Raw genomic sequence first — 17,909 nt, forward strand, 5'->3', positions numbered from 1 at the left:
CCCGGCGTCTCTCATCACAGACGCGGTATCCGTTTTAACAGACGGACTGTGCTTCGGCAACAGCTTTGTTGCTGCTGGCGCAGCACAGGCCTGGTGTCGGGCGCCGTGGGAGGGCGCCTTGCAAGCGAGACGTCAGGGCCGGGGTCTGGCGGCGCCGCCATCGCGGATGTGCGGCGCGCGGGCGGGCTCGCCCACGGCGGGGATCCCCGAGCCACCCAGAAAGATTCGCCTTTCCACCCTGGTTGTCTCCCCGGAGACGCGGGCGGGACGCTACCATGCGGGTCAACCCGTAGTCCTCCCATGGATCGGGGGAACCGAGCGCGGACCTCATTCATCACCGGTCACCCGATTCACCGCGCCCGGCGCCTCCCAGCCAGGGCGCCCGCGCGCCGCTTCGCTGCATGGCCAAGCACCCGTCCCAGCTCGCCGACCTAGAGATCCAGCGCCGCCTCGGCGCTGGCGGCATGGCGGAGGTCTTCCTCGCCAAGAAGCGGGGCGCCGAGGGGACGTACAAGCTCCTCGTCGTCAAGCGCATCCTCCCCGCGCACGGGGCCTCGCGGCGCTTCCGCGCGATGTTCGTGGAGGAGGCCCACCTCGCCACGCGCCTGAACCACCCGAACATCGTCCAGGTCTACGAGTTCTCCGACCACGGCGAGGACGGGCTGCTCCTCTCGATGGAGTACGTCGAGGGCTTCGACCTCGGCAAGCTGATGCGGGCCGCCCAGCAGAAGGAGTCGCGGATCCCGCCGCTCGTGTCGGCGTTCATCGTCTCCGAGGCGGCGAAGGGGCTGCACTACGCCCACGAGCGCAAGGACGAGGGCGGCATGCCGCTCGCCATCGTCCACCGCGACGTCTCGCCGCAGAACATCCTGCTCTCGCTCGAGGGCGTCGTGAAGATCGCCGACTTCGGCATCGCCAGCGCCAACCTCTTCCGCGAGGAGCCCGGCGTGCTGAAGGGCAAGTTCGGGTACATGTCGCCCGAGCAGGCGCGCGGCGAGCGAGTCGACCGGCGCAGCGACATCTACGCCCTCGGCGTCGTGCTCTACGAGCTGCTCGCCATGCGCTCGCCGTACGGCAAGCTCGACGACGAGGCGCTGCTCCAGGCCGTGAAGGAGGGCCGGTTCGACCCCCCGTCGTCGCACGCGCGCGACATCCCCGCGGAGCTCGAGGCGATCGTGATGCGCGCCATGGAGCGCGAGCCCGAGGCCCGCTTCCAGACCGCGCGCGACCTGGCCGGGGCGGTCGCGCGCGCGCTGCTCGCGAGGCAGGAGCTCGTCGACAACGCCTCGGTCGAGCAGACCGTGGCCCACCTGCTCGGCCGCGACCGCGCGGAGGAGGCGCGCGAGGGCGCCGCGCGGCGCATGGAGGGCGCGGAGGGCGCGGAGGGCGCGGAGGAGCTGCCCGCGGACGGCGGCTCGGTGGCGCAGCCGCAGACGCTCGCGGCGGTGCCGGCCGCGCGCACCGGCGGCGACGCCGAGGGCACGGGCGCGCCGCGCGCCGTGCGCGAGGTGCGCCACGTCGCCGTGGTCACGCTGCGCATCGAGGGCGTCGACGCGCTGCTCGGGGCGCAGGGCCGGCTCGCCGGCAAGCGCAGCGGGCGCTCGATCCGCACGACCCTCGACGCGATCGCCTTCAAGCACGGGGCGATCTGGTCGTGGGAGTCGCACGCGAGCGCGCGCGCGGTGGTCGGGCTGCTCGCGAACCCCTCGCGCGCCGCCGCCGACGCCGCCTCGCTGGCGGTCGACGTGCACGAGGCGCTCGCGGGCGCGTCGGAGGATCTGCCCGTCGAGCTCCGCGCCGCGATCGGCATCGTCCGCGGCATCGCGTACGGCGAGCGCGACGAGCAGGGGCACCTCATCAACCACGCCCTCAAGGAGCCCGCGAACTTCCTCGCCGAGCGCATCGGCAGCCGCACCCCGTTCGGCAAGACCTGGGTCGCGGGCGGCGTCTACCGCCTCGTCCGGCGGGACTTCCGCTGGGGCGACGCGCCCTCGCTCGACCTCGACGACGCCCGCGGCTACCCGGTCCCGCACCAGATGCGGCTCTACGCGCTCCAGCGCCCGCTCACCCGCGAGGAGCGCATGGCGGAGATCGCGCTCTCGCCGAACGACCTCGTGGGGCGCGACGCGGAGCGGGCCGATCTGCACGCGGCCTACCACCGGGCGATCTCGCCGCCCGTGAAGGGCAGCGTCGAGCCGCCCGCGCGCTTCGGCGGGAGCGAGCCGCCGGGGAGCCGGCAGAGCAGGCCCCCGAGCATCTCGAGCAGGCCCTCGAGCCCGCCGGTCGGCGCGCTCCGCGGCCAGTCCGTGGCGCGCGTCATCGCCGGCGAGATGGGCATCGGCAAGAGCGCGCTCATCGCCACGTTCCTCTCGGAGCTCCCCGGCGACGCGCGCGTGCTCCACGTCGAGTGCTCGCCCGTGAAGAGCGAGCTGCCGCTCGCCACGGTCTGCGACGTGCTCCGCGACGTCACCGGGATGGGGCTCGACCACGCGATCGACGACGCCTCCCACGTGATCCGCGCCCTGCTCGGGCCCATCGCGCGCTCGCCGCTCGGCGCGCGCATCGTCACGCGGCTCGCCGAGCTCGTCACGGGCAAGCAGCTCGAGCCCCCCGAGGAGGAAGCGGGCGCCTACGGCCGCGACGTGGTGGTGCGGGGCGTGAAGTACCTGCTCGGCTCGCTGGCGCGCCACCAGCCGCTCGTCGTCGTCATCGACGGCCTCCAGTGGGCCGACCGGCCGAGCCTGGAGCTCCTCTCGGAGCTCCTGAAGCAGCGCGCGGAGCGGCTCCCGGTGCTCGTGCTGCTCCTCACGCGCCCCGAGGAGCGCGTGACCCCGTTCATCGAGGGGCTCGTGCGGATCGAGCTCCGCGGGCTCAGCGCCGAGGAGCAGATGCGCCTCGTCGAGGCCCGCCTCGGCGTGCGCGACGGGGTGGCGGCCGTCTGCGGCGAGCTCGTGCCGCGCGTCGCCGGCAACCCGTTCTTCCTGCTCGAGATGATCGACGCGCTCCTCGAGCGGGGCACGCTGGAGATCGTCGAGCACCCGGGCGGGCGGCACGAGCTCGTGCGCCACGACCGGACGGGGGATCGCGGCGAGCCGCTGCCCTCGACGCTGGAGCAGCTCATCGGCGACCGCCTGCGCGAGCTGCCGCCGGCGGAGCACGACGTCGTGAACTGGCTGGCGGTCGCGGGGGGGCCGCTGCTCAAGGACGACATCCTGAACCTGACGCGGCTCGCCGACGACGAGGCGGTGACGCGCCTCTGCGCGCGCGGCCTGTGCGATCGCCGCGCCGGGGCGGTGGACTTCCGGCACCCGCTCGTGCGCGACGTGGCCTACCTCGCGCTCGACGGCGCGAGCCGCGTGCGCATGCACCGGCGGCTCGGCGAGCACCTCTCGACGACGCCGCTCTCGCAGGGGCTCTCGGCGGCGATCGTGGCGCAGCACCTCGCGCGGGGCGAGGCGCCCGGGCCGGCGGCGGAGCTCTACCTCGACGCCGCGCGGGCCGCGCGCGCGGGGCACCAGGCGCAGCTGTCGCGGCGGTACTACGAGCGCGCGCTGTCGCTCCTGCCGGCCGGCGACACGCGGCGGATGATCGCGCACGAGGCGCTGGAGGCGATCTTCCGCCACCTCGGCCGCCGCCGCGACCGGCGGCGGCACCTCGCGGCGCTGCGCCAGCTCGCGAAGGAGAGCGGCCAGGCGCGCTGGGCGGCGCTCGCCCTCGTGCGCACCGCGCGGTTCGACCTCGACGACGGCTACCTCGCCCGCGGCCTGCCGGTGGCGCAGCGCGCGGCCGAGATCGCGCGCATCGCGCGCCGCCCCGCGCTCGAGGTCGAGGCGCTCACGATCCTGTCGGAGGTGCTGCGCGAGCTCGGCGACGTCCAGGGCGCGATCAGCGCCGCGGATCGCGCGCTCCGCGTGACGCAGGCGGGCGGGCTGACGCCGCGGGCGCGCGCGGAGGTGCTGCGCACGAAGGGGGTGCTCCTGCGCCGGGTCGGCCGCGTGCAGGAGGCGGTGGAGGCCCACGCCGAGGCGATCGCGGTGTTCCGCGCGGTGGGGGCGCGCCGCAGCGAGGCGCGCGCGAAGAACTCGCTCGCGGTGGCGATGTTCGTGCTCGAGCGCTTCGAGGACGCGATCGCGGTCGGGCTCTCGTCGATCTCCATCGATCTCGCGATCGGCGGCCGGTTCCAGATCGCCAAAACGTTGAGCAACATCGGCCACGCCTACGCGAAGCTCGGGGACGTACCGCGGAGCCTGGCGTACATGAAGCGGGCGCGCGAGGCCCACGAGCGCTATGACGATCAGGATGCGCGGGCCGACACGCTCCTCTGCTCGGCGGGGATCCTCCTCGAGGCGGGCGATGTCGACGCCGCGCACACGCTGTGCGCCGATGCGGGCGCGCTCATCGCGGTGACCGGCAGCGTCTACGACATGATCCACGAGCGCAACGTCCGCGGCCTGCTGGCGAGGGCGCGAGGCGATATCCAGGGCGCGATCGCGAACGCCTCCGAGGCGCGGCAGCTCGCCGAGTCGCAGGGGCTCATGAGCTACCACGCCCACGCGACGGCGATCGAGGCGGCGTCGCGGGTGGACGCGGGCGAGGTCCACTCCGGGGTGCTGCTCGCGCGGACGGCGCTCGGCGCGGTCGAGGCGGGCAGCTCGGAGTACGGCATCGAGGTGCGCGACCTCTGCTGCGAGGCGCTGCAGAAGGGCGCGCCGGCGAGCTCGACGGACGCGTACCACCGCGCGGCGGCGCACGTGCGGCGGGTGGCGGGCTACATCCGCGACGCGCGGCTCAGGGCGCTGTTCCTGGAGCGCACCGTGGTGCGGCGGGTCCTCGCCGCGGAGGCGGACGGTCCGGCGGCGGGGCACGACCCGCTCCGCCGCGGGGAGATGGCATGACGGGAACGGGCGCGAGGACCGGGGCGAAGCAGCGGCGCAAGGTGGCGGTGATCCTCTCGGGCGGCGGCGCTCGGGGGGCGTACGAGGTCGGGGTCCTGTCGTACGTGCTCGACGCGTTCGCACGCCTGCGCGGGGCGCCGCCGCGCATCGACATCCTGTGCGGGACGTCGGTGGGCGCGGTGAACGCGTGTTACCTGGCGGCGCACCTCGACGATCCGACGCTGGGGGTGCGGCGCCTCGTCAACCTGTGGACGCAGCTGAAGCTGGAGACGGTGCTCGGCTTCGGGGTCCGGCAGGCGATCTCGATGCCGAAGCTCCTGTTCGGGGGCGGGTCAGAGGGGGTGGGCCTGTTCGACGTCTCGCCGATGCAGCGGCTCGTCGAGCGGGAGATCCCGTGGCGCGCGATCGCGCGCACGCTGCGCCACGGCTACCTCTCGGCGGTGAGCGTGTCGGCGACGGAGATCGGGACGGGCCGGACGGTGATCTTCATGCAGACGGGCCCGGACGGGGCGCTGCCGACGACGGCGCCGCCGCGGACGATCATCCGGGGGGCGCTGATCGGCCCGCAGCACGCGCTCGCGTCGGCGGCGATCCCGATCCTGTTCCCGCCGGTGCGGATCGGCCGCGATCTGTACATGGACGGGGGCGTGCGGCAGAACACGCCGATCGCGCCGGCGCTCCGGCTGGGGGCGACGCACGTCCTGGCGATCGGGCTGTCGCGCGAGGTGCGGAGCATCGACGCGGGGGACAGCGGCAAGCCGCCCGGGATGGCGCTCGTGCTCGGCAAGGTGCTGAACGCGTTCCTGCTCGACCACATCCAGACGGATTTCGAGGTGCTGACGCGGGTGAACCACATGATCGAGGACGGGGAGCAGGCGTTCGGCCCGGATTTCCTGCAATCGATCAACGGGGCCGCGGCGCAGCGCGGGGCGCTGCCGTACCGGCGGGTGGAGACGCTGGTGGTGCGGCCGAGCACGGATCTCGGGCGCCTGGCGGCGGAGCACGTGCGGGCGGGCAAGCTGCAGGGCGGGCCGGCGATGATGCGGCGGCTGCTCTCGCTGGTGGACGTCGGCGCGGCGAACGACGCGGATCTCGCGAGCTATCTCCTGTTCGACGGCTCGTTCACGCGGAAGCTGATCGAGCTGGGGCGCGCGGACGCGGAGGCGAGGCGGCACGACGTCGCGGACTTCTTCGGGAGCGCGGCGGAGGAGGCGGAGCCCAGGCTGTCGGACAGCGCGGAGTGGTCGATCCCGCCGCCGGTGGGGCCGGGGAGATCCGTGTAGCGCGGAGGAGGCGGAGGTTCGTTCGGTCGCGCTCAGGGCCCCAAGCCCGCCCCCCTCCCCCTGGCGTTCACCAACGTGAACGTGGTCGTGGTCGTGGTCGTCGACGACATGATCGTAGACGTGAACGTTCCGCCATCGCGGCCCCGGCGGCCCCTCAACGGCCCGGACCCATTGTGACCCCCTGGCGGCGCCCCCTTCCAGCGGACTCGATCCGTTGCGCCCCCCCTGCCGACGCCCCTCCCAGCGGACTCGATCCGTTGCGACCCCCCTGGCGGCGCCCCCTTCCAACGAACTCGATCCGTTGCGCCCCCCCTGCCGACGCCCCTCCCCGCGGACTCGATCCGTTGCGACCTCGCTGGCGACGCCCCTCCCAAGGGACTCGATCCGCTGGGACCCCCCTCGCGACGCCCCCTTCCAACGGATCCGGTCCGCTGGGACCCCCCTGGCGACGCCCCCTTCCAACGGATCCGGTCCGCCGCCACCCCCTGGCGGCGCCCCCGCCCAACGGATCCGGTCCGCTTCGAGCCCCCAGCGCCGAAGGCAAAGTATCTCGGAGACAACGATCTCAACGCGCTCGTCGACGATATCGCCCTTGTGCATGCTGGAGCTGGGCGTTCTGTGGGGTCGCCCGAAGGGCTTCGGGTTCGAGATGACCGGGCGCTGGACGATCCTGAGCTACGAGTACATGGGCGAGAGCAGCAACGCCAGCAGCGGGTCCGTCAACCTGACGGCCCACTTCTTCCTCTGAGGAGGAGAAGAAGGAGCCGGGCCCGGACTCGAACGGTTCAGGGCTCCCCGGGGCGCCCCTTCGATCGGCGTTCGATCTCATCCGCGGTCGATTCCAGCGCCGCACGCAGATCGAGCACCGCGCGCTCCAGCTCTTCGACGCGCCGGCGGCTCGCCGTGAGCTCCGCCGTAAGCGTCGCCTCCGCCTGCTGCCAGGAGCCCTTCCTGCTCGGCCACGATGCGCGCCAGCGCGTCGGCCTGGGATTCGAGCTGTGCCTTCTGCGCCGCGAGGTCCTCCGCGCGTGCCGCCGCCAGCTCCATCGCCGGGCGCAGCGCGTCGGCCTCTTCCGCGTCGAGATCCTCAAACAGACGAGAGAGCTCCGCGCGCTCGGGGTCCGTCAACGTCCCCCGCGCCTCGGCCGCGCGGAGCGCCTGGAAACGCCGGCTCTTCTCGTCGTTCCACCGCACCCCAGGAGAATGCCACGCCGAGTGCGGCGCGCCGACCCGGCCAGTTCCGCCCGGCCGAGCGCCCCTCAGCGCTCCTTGTCCTTCTTGCCGCTCCCCTTCTCGCTCTTCTTCTTGGCGTCGTCGCCCTTCTTCTTCGCTTGCTTCTCGTTCTTCTCGGGCTTCTCGGGCTTCGACTTCGACGCCACCTTCTTCGACTCGCCGCGGCCGAGCGCGATCTCCAGGCGATCGCCGCGCGCCTTCGCCTTGTAGGCGGGCACGCCGTCCTTGAACTGCAGGGTGACCTCCGCGCCGTGCGCGGTGTTGACCACGCGCACCGACGCGATGCGCTTGTCCTTGCGGGCGAGGCCGCTGCCCGACGACAGCGCCCGCCGATCGGGCAGCGAGACCGTGAAGCCCATCGCGCCGGCCGCGCCGTTCAGCTGCTCGATCGGGCCGTCCATCTTCAGCTTCAGGACGATGGGGTTCCGCACCGACCCCTGCCCCCACTCCCGCGACCCCGCCTGGTCGCCGTCGTCCGCCACTTCCACCTCGTCGTCGTCGCCCGGGCCGCCCGGGACCGCCGCGCCCGGCGCGAGCGCGCCGCCGGCCAGCGCGCTCGGATCCGCCGGCGGCGTCGGCGGCACAGGCTCCGTCGTCGACAGCGGCGTCGCGCCGAACAGCGGGACGTTCGCCGTGAGCGCGCCGCCCGGCGCGCCAGCCGGCCCCGCGGCCGCCGCGAGGGCAGGCGCGCCGGAGGACGCCGACGCCGGCAGGGCCGGCGCGCCCGCGGCCGACTCGGCCCCGGTCGAGGGCGCGTCGCCGCCCCGCAGGCCCAAGAGGCGCGCCGCCCCGAACACCACGAGCACCGCCGCCAGCCCGAGGAAGCTGCCGACCGCGGCCGCCTTCTTGTTGAAGCGCGGCGGCTCCCCGCCCTCGCCCGCCGCCTCCTCGGGCTCCTCGCGCACCAGCCGGCGCCCGCCGGACTTCAGCGCGCCGGCCGGCGGCGGCGCCGTCTTGCGGCGCGGGGCGCCGTCCTTGCCGGACCCGTCGCCGTCGCCGTCGCCGGCGCGCGCGGCGCGCCGCGCCTTGATCCTCGCCACGAGACCCGCCATCGCCGTGGCCGCGCGCGCCCCGGCGCCGGCGAGCGCGGGCGCGATCTTGCCCGCCACCGCCTTGCCCGCCATCGCGGCCTTCTCGCCGACGTCGCGCAGCCGGCCCGGCTGCGCGTCGGCAGCCTCCTCGGCGCCCGCCTCCCCGGCCGCGCTCCCCGCGGAAGACGGCGCTCCGTCGTCCGTGGAGGGCGGGGCCGCCTCGGCGCCCGCGCGCGCTTCCCGGGCCGAGAGCGCCGGCGACACGTCGCTGTCGTGATCGTCGTCCGCGTGGGCCGCCGCGCCGCCGCTCGCGCCGCCGCTCGCGCCCGAAAAGGCGCGCTCGCCCCGAGGCTCGGCCGGCGGCGCCGTGGACGGCCGCGCCATCGCGCGCTCGCCTTGATGATCGCGCGCCGGAACCGTCGGCGCCGTGGAAGGCCGCGCGGCCGCGCGCTCGCCCTGGTGATCGCGCGCCGGGACGGTCGGCGCCGACGACGGTCGCCCAGCCGCGCGCTCGCCCGGCGGCGGCGACGACGCCCGCGCCGGCGCGCCGGCGTCGTGGGAAGAGCGCGCCGGGGCCGGGGGGAGCGCCTCGGGCGACGAGGGCCGCGGCCGCGGCGCCCTGGCCGCGCGGGGCGCCTCGTAGGCCAGCGTGACCACGAGCTGCGGCACGCTCGTCACCGGGTCGACCTCGACCTTCACGTGATCGATGTACGCCTCGCGGCGCGTGCCCTGATCGACCTCCTCCAGCTCGAGGGAGCGACCCACCTTGAGGAACTCCAGGTTGGAGCCGACCTCCAGGTCGTCGAGCCCGCCGCCGCGCACGCGCGCCTTCATGGGCGAGCCCAGGCCCTCGATGTGGAGCCGCACGCGGGCGCCCCGCTGCGCGGCCCCGAGCGACGCGGCGGCGGCCTGGACGGTGAGCGCCGGCGCGGGGCCCGCGGCGCCCGGGTCGATCGACGAGCACATCGCGCGCACCGCCTCCTCCGACCCGGCGTCGAGGCCGGTGAAGCGCAGGCCGAACTCGCCGCCGCGCGCCTGCTCGGCGCGCCAGCAGACCTCGCCCTCGACGACCAGCTCCTTGCCGAGCCCGTCGAACCTGCAGATCAGGGCGTCGCCGACCCGCGGCAGGTACGCCGTGCGCAGGCGCATCCCCTCGGGAGACATGTCGATCGACTCGGCCTCGAAGCCGCCGCCCGCCGTCTCGCCGACCGCGACGAGCGCCTCGACGCGGACCCGCTGCCCGGCGCCAGCGCGCCGCTCGCCGCCGCCCTCGCGCTCCCTGTCCAAGGATTCCGGCGCCTTGCGAACGCCCTCTCCCTCTGCGCCTCGACCGTTCATACGCCCATACCTCCGCCGCGAAGCCGCGTCCGCAATCGCGGGCCCTCCGCGGTGCAGAGCGCCCATTGGCCGGCAGTACGGCGTAAACCCCGCGCTGGCCAAGTTTTGGAGGCTCCGGCCATGCGCCACGCGCCACGTGAACACGCGCCGCCGTGATGCGCAGCGTTGCGACGCTGGGAAGCGACGCGGCGCGGGGGAGCGACGGAGCAACGAGGGCGGAGGCGGTGCGCGATGGGCGGCAGGCGGTGGCAGGCGATGACAGGCGGTGATCCAGCGCTCGCTTCGCCTGGCGCTCGGGGGGGCAAACGTGGGAAACTCTCGCGATGGGCAAGGACGAGCCCCCGCAGAACCAGGACACGCCCGCGCCCGCCGCGAATCAGGATGTCGTCTTCATCCATAGCCCCGTCGAGCAGGGGGAAGGCTTCCGGGTGATCCGGAGCCGGGAGGACCGGCTCGAGATCGGCGAGCTGCGGCCCACCGAGCACGGGCGCCCGCTGAACGGGGAGCTCGTGAAGCTGACGCAGCGGTCCGAGCACGCGCGGCTCTTCGACGTGGAGGTGCTCCTCCCGGCGGCGCGCGAGTCGCCCCGGTCAGGCCCCGCGCAGGTCGCGACCGACGCCTACCGCTCGAACTGGGAGGCGATCTTCGGCCCGCGAGAGGCGAACAAGCTCGCCAACTGAGCGCCTGCGATCGCGGGCCGTCAGCGAGGGGCCATGGCGGCGAGCTGCCGCGCCTGGCCGGTCTTCCGGAGCGCGTACGCGATCCCGCGCTGGAGCGTCCCCTGGACGACGGTCTCGCGGAGGTCGATGCCGAGGCTGACCAGCGTCTGCGACACGTGGCCCCGGATCCCGGTGATCACCGCCTCGGCGCCGAGCAGCCGCAGCGCGGTCGCGGCACGGACGAGCGTCGCGGCGACGCTGCTGTCCACGCCCTTCACGCCCGTGATGTCCAGGATGACGACCTGCGCCGACGTGTCCGCGACGCCGCGCAGCGCCGTCTCGAGCGCCTCGTCCGCCCGCTCCGCGTCCAGGGTCCCGATGAGCGGCATGACCATGATCCGGTCGGTGATCGGGATGAGCGGCGTCGACAGCTCGGCGAGCCGCTCGCGCTGCACCCGGATGAGGTCCTCCTGGAGGGCGGCGCGCGCCCGCTCGGCGCTCTCCCGCTCGACGAGCTCCGCCTCCAGCTGCACCTTCGCCGCGGAGAGCTCCGCGGTGCGGGTGGCGACGGCCGCCTCGAGCGCGTCGTTGGCCCTGCGGAGCTCGTCGCTCGCGGCCTGGACGCGCGCGTAGAGCAGCGCGTTCTTCACGGCGATGGCGGCCTGCGCGGCGACGAGCTCGAGCACGTCGAGGCGGGCGGGCGAGAACACCTCGGGCGCGGCGTTGTTCTCCAGATAGAGGACGCCCGAGATCTCCCCCTGGCTCACCATGGGCAGCGCGAGCACCGATCGCGGCTTGCGCGCCGCGACGTAGGGGTCGCCGTCGAACCGCCCGTCCTGCGCGGCGTCGGCCACGACGACGGCGCTCCCGGTGCGCATCGCGAGCTCGACCACCCGGGCTGCGGCGGCGCCGCTCTCGCGCACGGGCGTGGACGGGCCGACGCGCACCTCGCCCTCGTCCTCGGCGACGGCCTCCACGCGCGGCCCGCCCTCGTGATCCAGGATCAGCGCGCCCCGCTGGGCGCCGACGCTCTCGATGGCGAGCCGGAGCAGCCGCGTCATCACGCGGCCGAGGTCGATCTCGCGCGCCACCGCCTGCGCGGCGCGGATGAGCGCCGCCGCGTCGAGCAGCGCCACGCGCCGCGCGACCGTGTCGGTCGTCGACGAGGCGACCGAGGTCAGGCTCGACAGGACGCTCGCGGACGCGGGCTGGCCCGCCGCCGCGCGGGGGAGCAGCTCGACGTACGCCTCCTCCATCTGCCGCAGCTTGGCCGTGGCGCCCCAGCGCGCGTAGGCCTGGTAGGCCTCGACGAGGCACGAGCGCGCGAGCCACGGCATGCGCCTCGCCGCGAGGAACCTGCCGCAGAGCTCGCTGACGAGCGCGCGGTAGCGCACGTACCCCGCCTGCTCCGCCGCGTCGCTCGCCTGCTGGTAGAGCTCGAGGATCGGCTCCAGCGCCTCCCCGGCGACGCGCGCGCGCTCCGCCCGGACGAGCAGCTCCAGGTGCCGGAGCTCGGGGCAGTCCCGCGCGAGGACGGAGAGCTTGTCGTGGCTCGACGCGAGCATCTCGGCCAGCGCGCCGCCCTCCTCCCCGCTCGCCCGAGGGCCGAGCGCCAGGAGGGTGAGGCAGGTGTAGAGCGGCAGATCGACGATGCCGATGTACTGGCCCGTCAGGGCGCGGGCCCGCTCGTGCGCGCGGCGCGCCATCCGCAGCGCGCCCTCGTGATCGCCGTAGAGGTACGCGAGCGCGAGCTTGTTCGTGTAGTAGAAGCCAGCGACGATCGCGAAGGCCACCCCATCGAGCTTCGGCACGAAGGCGTCCTCGTCGAAGCCGGCGTCGCTCAGCGTGCCGCGGTCCAGCGTGCGCCCCTCGAGGTTCTGGATCACCTGCAGCGCGACGGTCTGGACCGCCGTCGACAGCGCGTCCTTCGTGCGGGAGGTGAAGCGCAGGAACCCGCCGACGTCCTCGCGCACGCGCCGGAGCTCGCCTTCCAGGCTGAGCTTCATCTGGGCGACGATGTTGGAGGCCGCCGACGCGAACATGAAGTCGCCGGTCTCCATCCCGGCGACCCGCGCCCGCTGGAGGACCTCGAGCGCCTCGCGCTGCGGCCTCGAGTGGTTCATGACGACCCCGTAGTTGAAGTCGACCTTCGCCCTGATGGCATCGATCCGGTACCTGTCGTTCAGGGCGACGCCCATCCGCACGATCCTGTAGCCCTCGTGCGGCTGGCCCCAGAACGCGGCCAGGTAGAAGCCGTGGAGCGCGTACGCCACGCTGGCCATCGGCGAGATCCCGTGCCGGAGCGACAGGTTCGTCATCCTGACGGCGAGGAGCTGGGCCAGCGGCGGGTTGACGATGTACGCCGAGGGCGAGCCGTAGCCGAGCATCTCCACCACGACCCTGACGCGCGGATCGGCGAGCTCCGGGCCCGCGCAGACGTCCTCGCCCCGCCGGGCGCCGAAGCCGCGCTCGGCCTCGGCGAGCTCCGCGCGGAGCGCGGCGGCGAGCGCCTCGCCCTCGGTGGGCACCTCCATGCCGAAGAGGCGCAGGCCCTGGAGCGCCACCGCGAGCGAGTCCCACCAGCGGTGCTGCGCGTTGTAGAGGACCATCCGCATGCAGTAAACGCGCGCGCGCTCCGCGTCCGAGGCGGCGCGCTCGAGGAGGGCGTCGAAGAGCGCCTCCGCCTCGTCGCAGCGGCCGCTCAGGTACGCGCACTCGGCCTTCGCGGCATAAATGTCGAAGATGTCGAAGATGTCGAAGACGCCGGAGGCGAGGCCCGCCTCGCCGGCCCATGGATCCGGGCCGAGCGCGGACGCCGCGGCGCTCAGGTAGCCGAACGCGGCGTCGTACGCGGTCGCCGCCTGCGCGCGCCGCCCCGCGGCCAGGTTGAGCCGCACGAGCTCGCCGCGCTCCGCCTCGCCCTCGATCAGGCCCGCGGCGAGGTTCAGGTGGCCGACGACGACGAACAGATCCTCGTCGCTCGGGTCCTCGCCGAGGCTCGCCGCGAGCAACCGGCCGATGCGGTGGTGCAGCCGCTTCCGCTCCTGCTCGTCGATGAGCGCGTACGCCGCCTGCTGGACGCGATCGTGCAGGAACCGGTACGACACGCGGAACGAGGGGTCCTCGAGCAGCCTGCCCGCGACCGCCGCGTCGCCGGCGTGGACGAAGCGGTACTCGGGATCGAGGGGCACGACGAGGCCCTCCCGCAGGGCCCCCCAGAGGGCCGCGGCCACCTCGCCCGGGGGCTGCTCGGCGACGAGCGCGAGCGTCCGGAGGTCGAAGCGGTGGCCCACGCAGGCGGCGAGCCGGAGGGCGCGCTGCGCGCCGGGCGCGAGCCGCCGGATCTTCGCGGCCATCAGCTCGACGACGCCCTCCGCGCCCTCCGCGCTCCGGGCGCGCTCGAGGCTCCACGCCCACGCCCCCGCGGCCGGATCGAAGCGCACGATCCCCTCGCCGGCGAGGGCGTGCAGGAGCTGATGGATGAAGAACGGGTTGCCCGCGGTCCTCTCCAGGATGAGCGCCGCGAAGGCGTCCGTCTCCTCGAGGCGGCAGCGCAGGGCGTCGGCGAGGAGCCGGCGGATGTCCTCGATCTCGAGCGGCCCGAGCCACACCTCGGAGGCCGACGCGCCCGCCGCGCGCAGGCCGCGGATGAGCCTCGCCAGCGGGTGGGCGTCGTCGACCTCCTGGTCGCGGTAGGCGCCGATCACGAGCGTCCCGCGGGCGTCGGGATCGGTCATCAGGAGCTCGAGGAGCTTCAGCGAGGCGGGGTCGGCCCACTGGAGGTCGTCGATGAAGAGCACGAGGAGGTGCTCCTCCGTGACGGCGCGGACGAAGGCCTGGAACGCCACGCTGAAGCGGTTCTTCGACTCGGTCGGCCCGAGCGGCTGGGCGGGGGGCTGGGGGCCGATGATGCGCTCGAACTCGGGGATCACGTCGATGACGACCTGCCCGATCGAGCCGAGCGCGGCGCTCAGCCGCGCCTTCCAGCGCGCCGCGGGCTCCTCGCCCTCCGACAGGATGCGCTCGCACAGCTCGCCGAACGCCTGCGCGATGGCCGCGTAGGGGGTGCGCTGCTTGAGCTGGCCGAACTTCCCCGAGACGAAGTACCCGGGCCGCCGCGCGAGCACCTTGTAGACCTCGCGGACGAGGGCGGACTTGCCGACGCCGGCGTGGCCGGAGATGAGGAACAGCTCGACGGCGCCGGCCGCCGCGCGCTCGCACGCGGCCACGACGGCCTGCGTCTCGGCCTCGCGCCCGTAGAGCTTCTCCGGCAGCCAGAGCCGGCCGCCCGCGTCACGCTCGCCGAGCGGGAAAGGATCGACGCGGCCGTCGGCCTCGTACCTCCGGAGGCACTCCTCGAGATCGGCGCGCAGCGCCTCGGCGCACGGGTACCGATCGTCGGCGGCCTTGGAGAGGAGCTTCATGACGAGATCGGAGACGACGCGCGGGATCTCGGCCGACGCGGCGTGCGGCGGCGTCGGCGTCCTGGCCAGGTGGCAGTGCACGAGCTCCATGGCGCTCGGCGCGGTGAACGGAGGCGCGCCCGTGAGCAGCTCGTAGAGGGTGACGCCCAGGGAGTAGAGGTCCGTCCGGCAGTCGAGGCTGCGGTTCATCCAGCCCGTCTGCTCGGGTGACATGTACGGAAGGGTCCCCTCCACGGCGCCCGGGTTCTCGGCCCTCGGCGCCTCCTGCGACAGGCGCGTCGCGATCCCGAAGTCGGAGAGCTTGACCACCAGCGGCTCGAGGCGGACGAGGATGTTGTGCGGCTTGACGTCCTTGTGAATGATGCCCGCGTGGTGCAGCGACGCGAGGGCGTCCGCGACGTGCATGCCGATCCGCAGGGTCGTGCCCAGGCCGAGCCTCTCGCTCCGCAAAACGATGTCGAGCGACGCGCCGCCGAAGTCCTCCAGGACGAGCACGGGCCCCCCGTCGCTCTCCTCGACGTCGAGGACGCGGAGGACGCCCGGGTGCGCGATCTCGCGCGTGATCACCTGCTCGTGGCGGAGCCTCGCGATCGCGCGCGGCGACGCCCGCCCGGCGCTCGGTCCCTTCAGCACGACGGGCTGCCCGTCCGACGCGCGGCGCGCGCGGCGCACGGTGATCATCGTCCCCTCGTGGAGGATGGCCTCCGCGGCGTAGCCCTGCGGCAAGCTCGCCAATCCGATGACATGAACCGCCCCGAGTGTCGTCATGCGTACAGGTTACGACCGATACGGAACCTGTCGTGACAGCGTTCGACGCCGCGTCGGGAGCCGCCGCGGCCGAAATCAGTAATCCAGCTCACATTTCATCGATATTCCTCAATCGTTACCTTGTCTCGAGCTCCTCCGGTGCGCGGGCGTGCGGAATCTTGAGCCGCGGCGGACCGCTGGAGAACACTGCTGAGCGTGTTTCCGACGCGCCGGTCGACCGTCCCGCCCTTGACAGCGGTGGCGCCCTTCACGCAAAGGCGGGGCGTGCAGGCGCTACCGCTGGCGGCGACCGACGACGAGGCGCTCGCGCGCGCCGCCGCGCAGGGGCACCCGGGCGCCGCGCCGATCCTCTGGCAGCGGTTCGCGCCGCTCGTGCGCCGGATCCTGACGCGCACCCTCGGGCCGAGCGACGAGGTCGACGATCATGTGCAGGACACATTCCTGCGCTTCTTCCGCGTGGCGAAGGACCTCAGGGACCCTTCGCTGCTCTCGAGCTTCATCGTCGGCATCGCGGTGCGCGTGGCGCGCGCCGAGCTGCGGCGCAGGCGCGTGCGGCGCTGGCTCCAGCTGTCGCCCTCGGGTGAGCTCCCGGACCTGGGGGGCGCGCAGCAGGATCCGCAGGGGCGCGCGGCGCTCACGCGGCTCTACCGCATCCTCGACCAGGTCGACGACAGGTCCCGGACGCTCTTCGTGCTGCGGTTCATCGAGGGGCTCGAGCTCACCGAGATCGCCGCCGCGCTCGGCTGCTCCCTGGCCACGACGAAGCGCCACCTCGCGCGCGCGTCCCACCGGATCCTCACCGCCGCGGAGCGCGATCCCGCGCTCTCGGCCTACCTCACCAACGCCCCGCAGGACCTCGATCGGCCCGGGACCCTCCCCGCCGACGGAGGAGATCGCGATGAATGAAGCGGAGAAGCTGAGCCGGCTCGCGGACCTCGCGCGGAGCGGCGTCCCCGCGGACGTCGACGCGGCGCACGACGCCGCCGAGCGCGCCCGCTTCGTGGAGGCGGTGAGCCGCGGCGCGGGCCGCGCGGGAGCCCTGGGCCGCGCGGGCGCGTGGCTGCGCGCCTCGCCCCTGTGGAGCGCGCTCTCCGGGCGGCCGCGGTGGAGCTTCGCGCTCGCCGGCGCGGCGGCGCTCGCGCTCGCGCTCGTCACGCTCTGGCCGGCGCGGCCGCTCGACTACGCCGTCGAGGGCGCGCCTTCCGCCGCGGGCCGGTACATCGCCGCGACGGCCGGCGAAGAGGCGCGGCTCCGCTTCACGGACGGCACCTCCGTCGCGCTCTCGCCGGGCAGCGCGATGCGCGTGGTCGACGTCGACGCGGCCGGGGCGCGCATGCTGCTCGAGGACGGCCGCGCGTCGCTGCGCGTCACGCGGCGGCCGAAGGCGCGCTGGTCCGTCGAGGCGGGGCCGTTCGCGGTGCTGGTCACCGGCACGGCGTTCGACGTGTCCTGGAGCCGCGGCGACGGCACGCTGCGCGTCGATCTGCACGAGGGGAGCGTGACCGTGCGCGGGCCGCTCGCGCCCGACGGGCTGCCGCTCCGCGCCGGGCAGCGGCTCGTGGCGCGGATGCGCGAGGGCGACGTGCAGATCTCGAGCGGCGACGCCGCGAGCGCGGCGGACCCGGCGCCGAAGGCGCTGCCGCCCGCGGGCACGGCGGCGCAGCCCGGGGGGGAGAAGACCATCGGACCTGGCGGCGCTGGGGACGGCGACGCCGGGGTCGTACGGCCGGAGGGCTCGCGGGCAGAGGGGGCGCCCGCGAGCTCTCCGACGGACGGTCCGGGGCCGGCGGCGCCGGCCGGCGCGGCGGCGGCGCCGAGCTGGGCCCAGCGCGTGGCGGCGGGGGATTTCCGGGCGGTCCTGGCCGAGGCGGAGCAGCGCGGCCTCGGGGGGGTGCTCGAGCGGGGCTCGCTGGACGACCTTGTCGCCCTCGGGGACGCGGCGCGGTACACGCGGCGCGGCGACGTGGCGCAGCGCACGCTCTCGGCGACGCGCAAGCGGTTCCCGGGGACGAGCCAGGGCAAGGCGGCGGCCTTCCTGCTCGGCCGCCTGATCGACGACGGCGGCGCGCCCGAGGCGGCCGTCGCCTGGTACGACACGTACCTCGCCGAGTCGCCGGGCGGCCCGTTCGCGGCCGAGGCGCTCGGCCGCAAGATGGTGGCGGTCGAGCGCACGGCCGGCCGGGCGGCGGCGCGCCCCATCGCGGAGCTCTACCTGAAGCGCCACCCGCGCGGCGCGCACGAGCCCGTGGCGCGCGATCTCCTCACGCCGTGACGCCCG

General features: G+C 74.7%; 9 protein-coding genes. 6 read left to right on the forward strand and 3 right to left on the reverse strand.

Annotated features, from left to right (window positions below; all coding sequences use genetic code 11):
* Nucleotides 1-401 precede the first annotated feature (401 nt).
* From ACSRUE_RS34035 to ACSRUE_RS34045, 3 genes are all read left to right on the forward strand, one after another.
* Nucleotides 402-4,895, forward strand: coding sequence for a serine/threonine-protein kinase (locus tag ACSRUE_RS34035; RefSeq protein WP_441287226.1), 4,494 nt, complete (start codon nt 402-404; stop codon nt 4,893-4,895).
* The gene (locus ACSRUE_RS34040; protein ID WP_441287227.1) at nt 4,892-6,178 is read left to right on the forward strand and encodes a patatin-like phospholipase family protein; all 1,287 of its coding nucleotides are present in this window, start codon (nt 4,892-4,894) and stop codon (nt 6,176-6,178) included. The genes ACSRUE_RS34035 and ACSRUE_RS34040 overlap by 4 nt, the downstream gene beginning before the upstream one ends.
* 598 nt (nt 6,179-6,776) lie before the next feature.
* Nucleotides 6,777-6,926 (forward strand): hypothetical protein, encoded by a 150-nt coding sequence (locus ACSRUE_RS34045; protein WP_441287228.1) that lies wholly within the window; start codon nt 6,777-6,779, stop codon nt 6,924-6,926.
* Nucleotides 6,927-7,003: 77 nt separating this feature from the next.
* Here ACSRUE_RS34045 and ACSRUE_RS34050 read toward each other — a convergent pair whose 3' ends face one another.
* The gene (locus tag ACSRUE_RS34050; protein ID WP_441287229.1) at nt 7,004-7,372 is read right to left on the reverse strand and encodes a hypothetical protein; all 369 of its coding nucleotides are present in this window, start codon (nt 7,370-7,372) and stop codon (nt 7,004-7,006) included.
* A 65-nt stretch (nt 7,373-7,437) separates the two neighbouring features.
* A complete protein-coding gene (locus ACSRUE_RS34055) occupies nt 7,438-9,729 on the reverse strand; it encodes a PilZ domain-containing protein (protein WP_441287230.1) in 2,292 nt (763 codons plus the stop codon).
* A 374-nt stretch (nt 9,730-10,103) separates the two neighbouring features.
* Between ACSRUE_RS34055 and ACSRUE_RS34060 the strand changes: the two genes are divergently transcribed.
* Nucleotides 10,104-10,460 carry a hypothetical protein gene (locus ACSRUE_RS34060; protein ID WP_437768380.1) on the forward strand — a complete coding sequence of 119 codons (357 nt, stop codon included), beginning with the start codon at nt 10,104-10,106 and terminating at the stop codon, nt 10,458-10,460.
* Nucleotides 10,461-10,480: 20 nt separating this feature from the next.
* Here ACSRUE_RS34060 and ACSRUE_RS34065 read toward each other — a convergent pair whose 3' ends face one another.
* A complete protein-coding gene (locus tag ACSRUE_RS34065; RefSeq protein WP_441287231.1) occupies nt 10,481-15,631 on the reverse strand; it encodes an AAA family ATPase in 5,151 nt (1,716 codons plus the stop codon).
* Nucleotides 15,632-15,895: 264 nt separating this feature from the next.
* Here ACSRUE_RS34065 and ACSRUE_RS34070 point away from each other — a divergent pair, with 264 nt between their 5' ends.
* Both ACSRUE_RS34070 and ACSRUE_RS34075 read left to right on the forward strand, forming a co-directional pair.
* Nucleotides 15,896-16,537 (forward strand): RNA polymerase sigma factor, encoded by a 642-nt coding sequence (locus ACSRUE_RS34070; RefSeq protein ID WP_437768382.1) that lies wholly within the window; start codon nt 15,896-15,898, stop codon nt 16,535-16,537.
* The gene (locus tag ACSRUE_RS34075; protein ID WP_441287232.1) at nt 16,530-17,903 is read left to right on the forward strand and encodes a FecR domain-containing protein; all 1,374 of its coding nucleotides are present in this window, start codon (nt 16,530-16,532) and stop codon (nt 17,901-17,903) included. The genes ACSRUE_RS34070 and ACSRUE_RS34075 overlap by 8 nt, the downstream gene beginning before the upstream one ends.
* The last annotated feature ends 6 nt before the right edge of the window (nt 17,904-17,909 follow it).

Origin of the sequence: Sorangium sp. KYC3313, from assembly GCF_052075895.1 — a bacterium.
Classification (GTDB): Bacteria; Myxococcota_A; Polyangia; order Polyangiales; family Polyangiaceae; genus Sorangium; species Sorangium cellulosum_B.

Coding starts and splice junctions, on each gene's coding strand:
- ACSRUE_RS34045 (WP_441287228.1), top strand. CDS start 6,777: ATGCTGGAGCTGGGCGTTCTGTGGGGTCGCCCGAAGGGCTTCGGGTTC.
- ACSRUE_RS34035 (WP_441287226.1), top strand. CDS start 402: ATGGCCAAGCACCCGTCCCAGCTCGCCGACCTAGAGATCCAGCGCCGC.
- ACSRUE_RS34075 (WP_441287232.1), top strand. CDS start 16,530: ATGAATGAAGCGGAGAAGCTGAGCCGGCTCGCGGACCTCGCGCGGAGC.
- ACSRUE_RS34040 (WP_441287227.1), top strand. CDS start 4,892: ATGACGGGAACGGGCGCGAGGACCGGGGCGAAGCAGCGGCGCAAGGTG.
- ACSRUE_RS34065 (WP_441287231.1), bottom strand. CDS start 15,631: ATGACGACACTCGGGGCGGTTCATGTCATCGGATTGGCGAGCTTGCCG.
- ACSRUE_RS34060 (WP_437768380.1), top strand. CDS start 10,104: ATGGGCAAGGACGAGCCCCCGCAGAACCAGGACACGCCCGCGCCCGCC.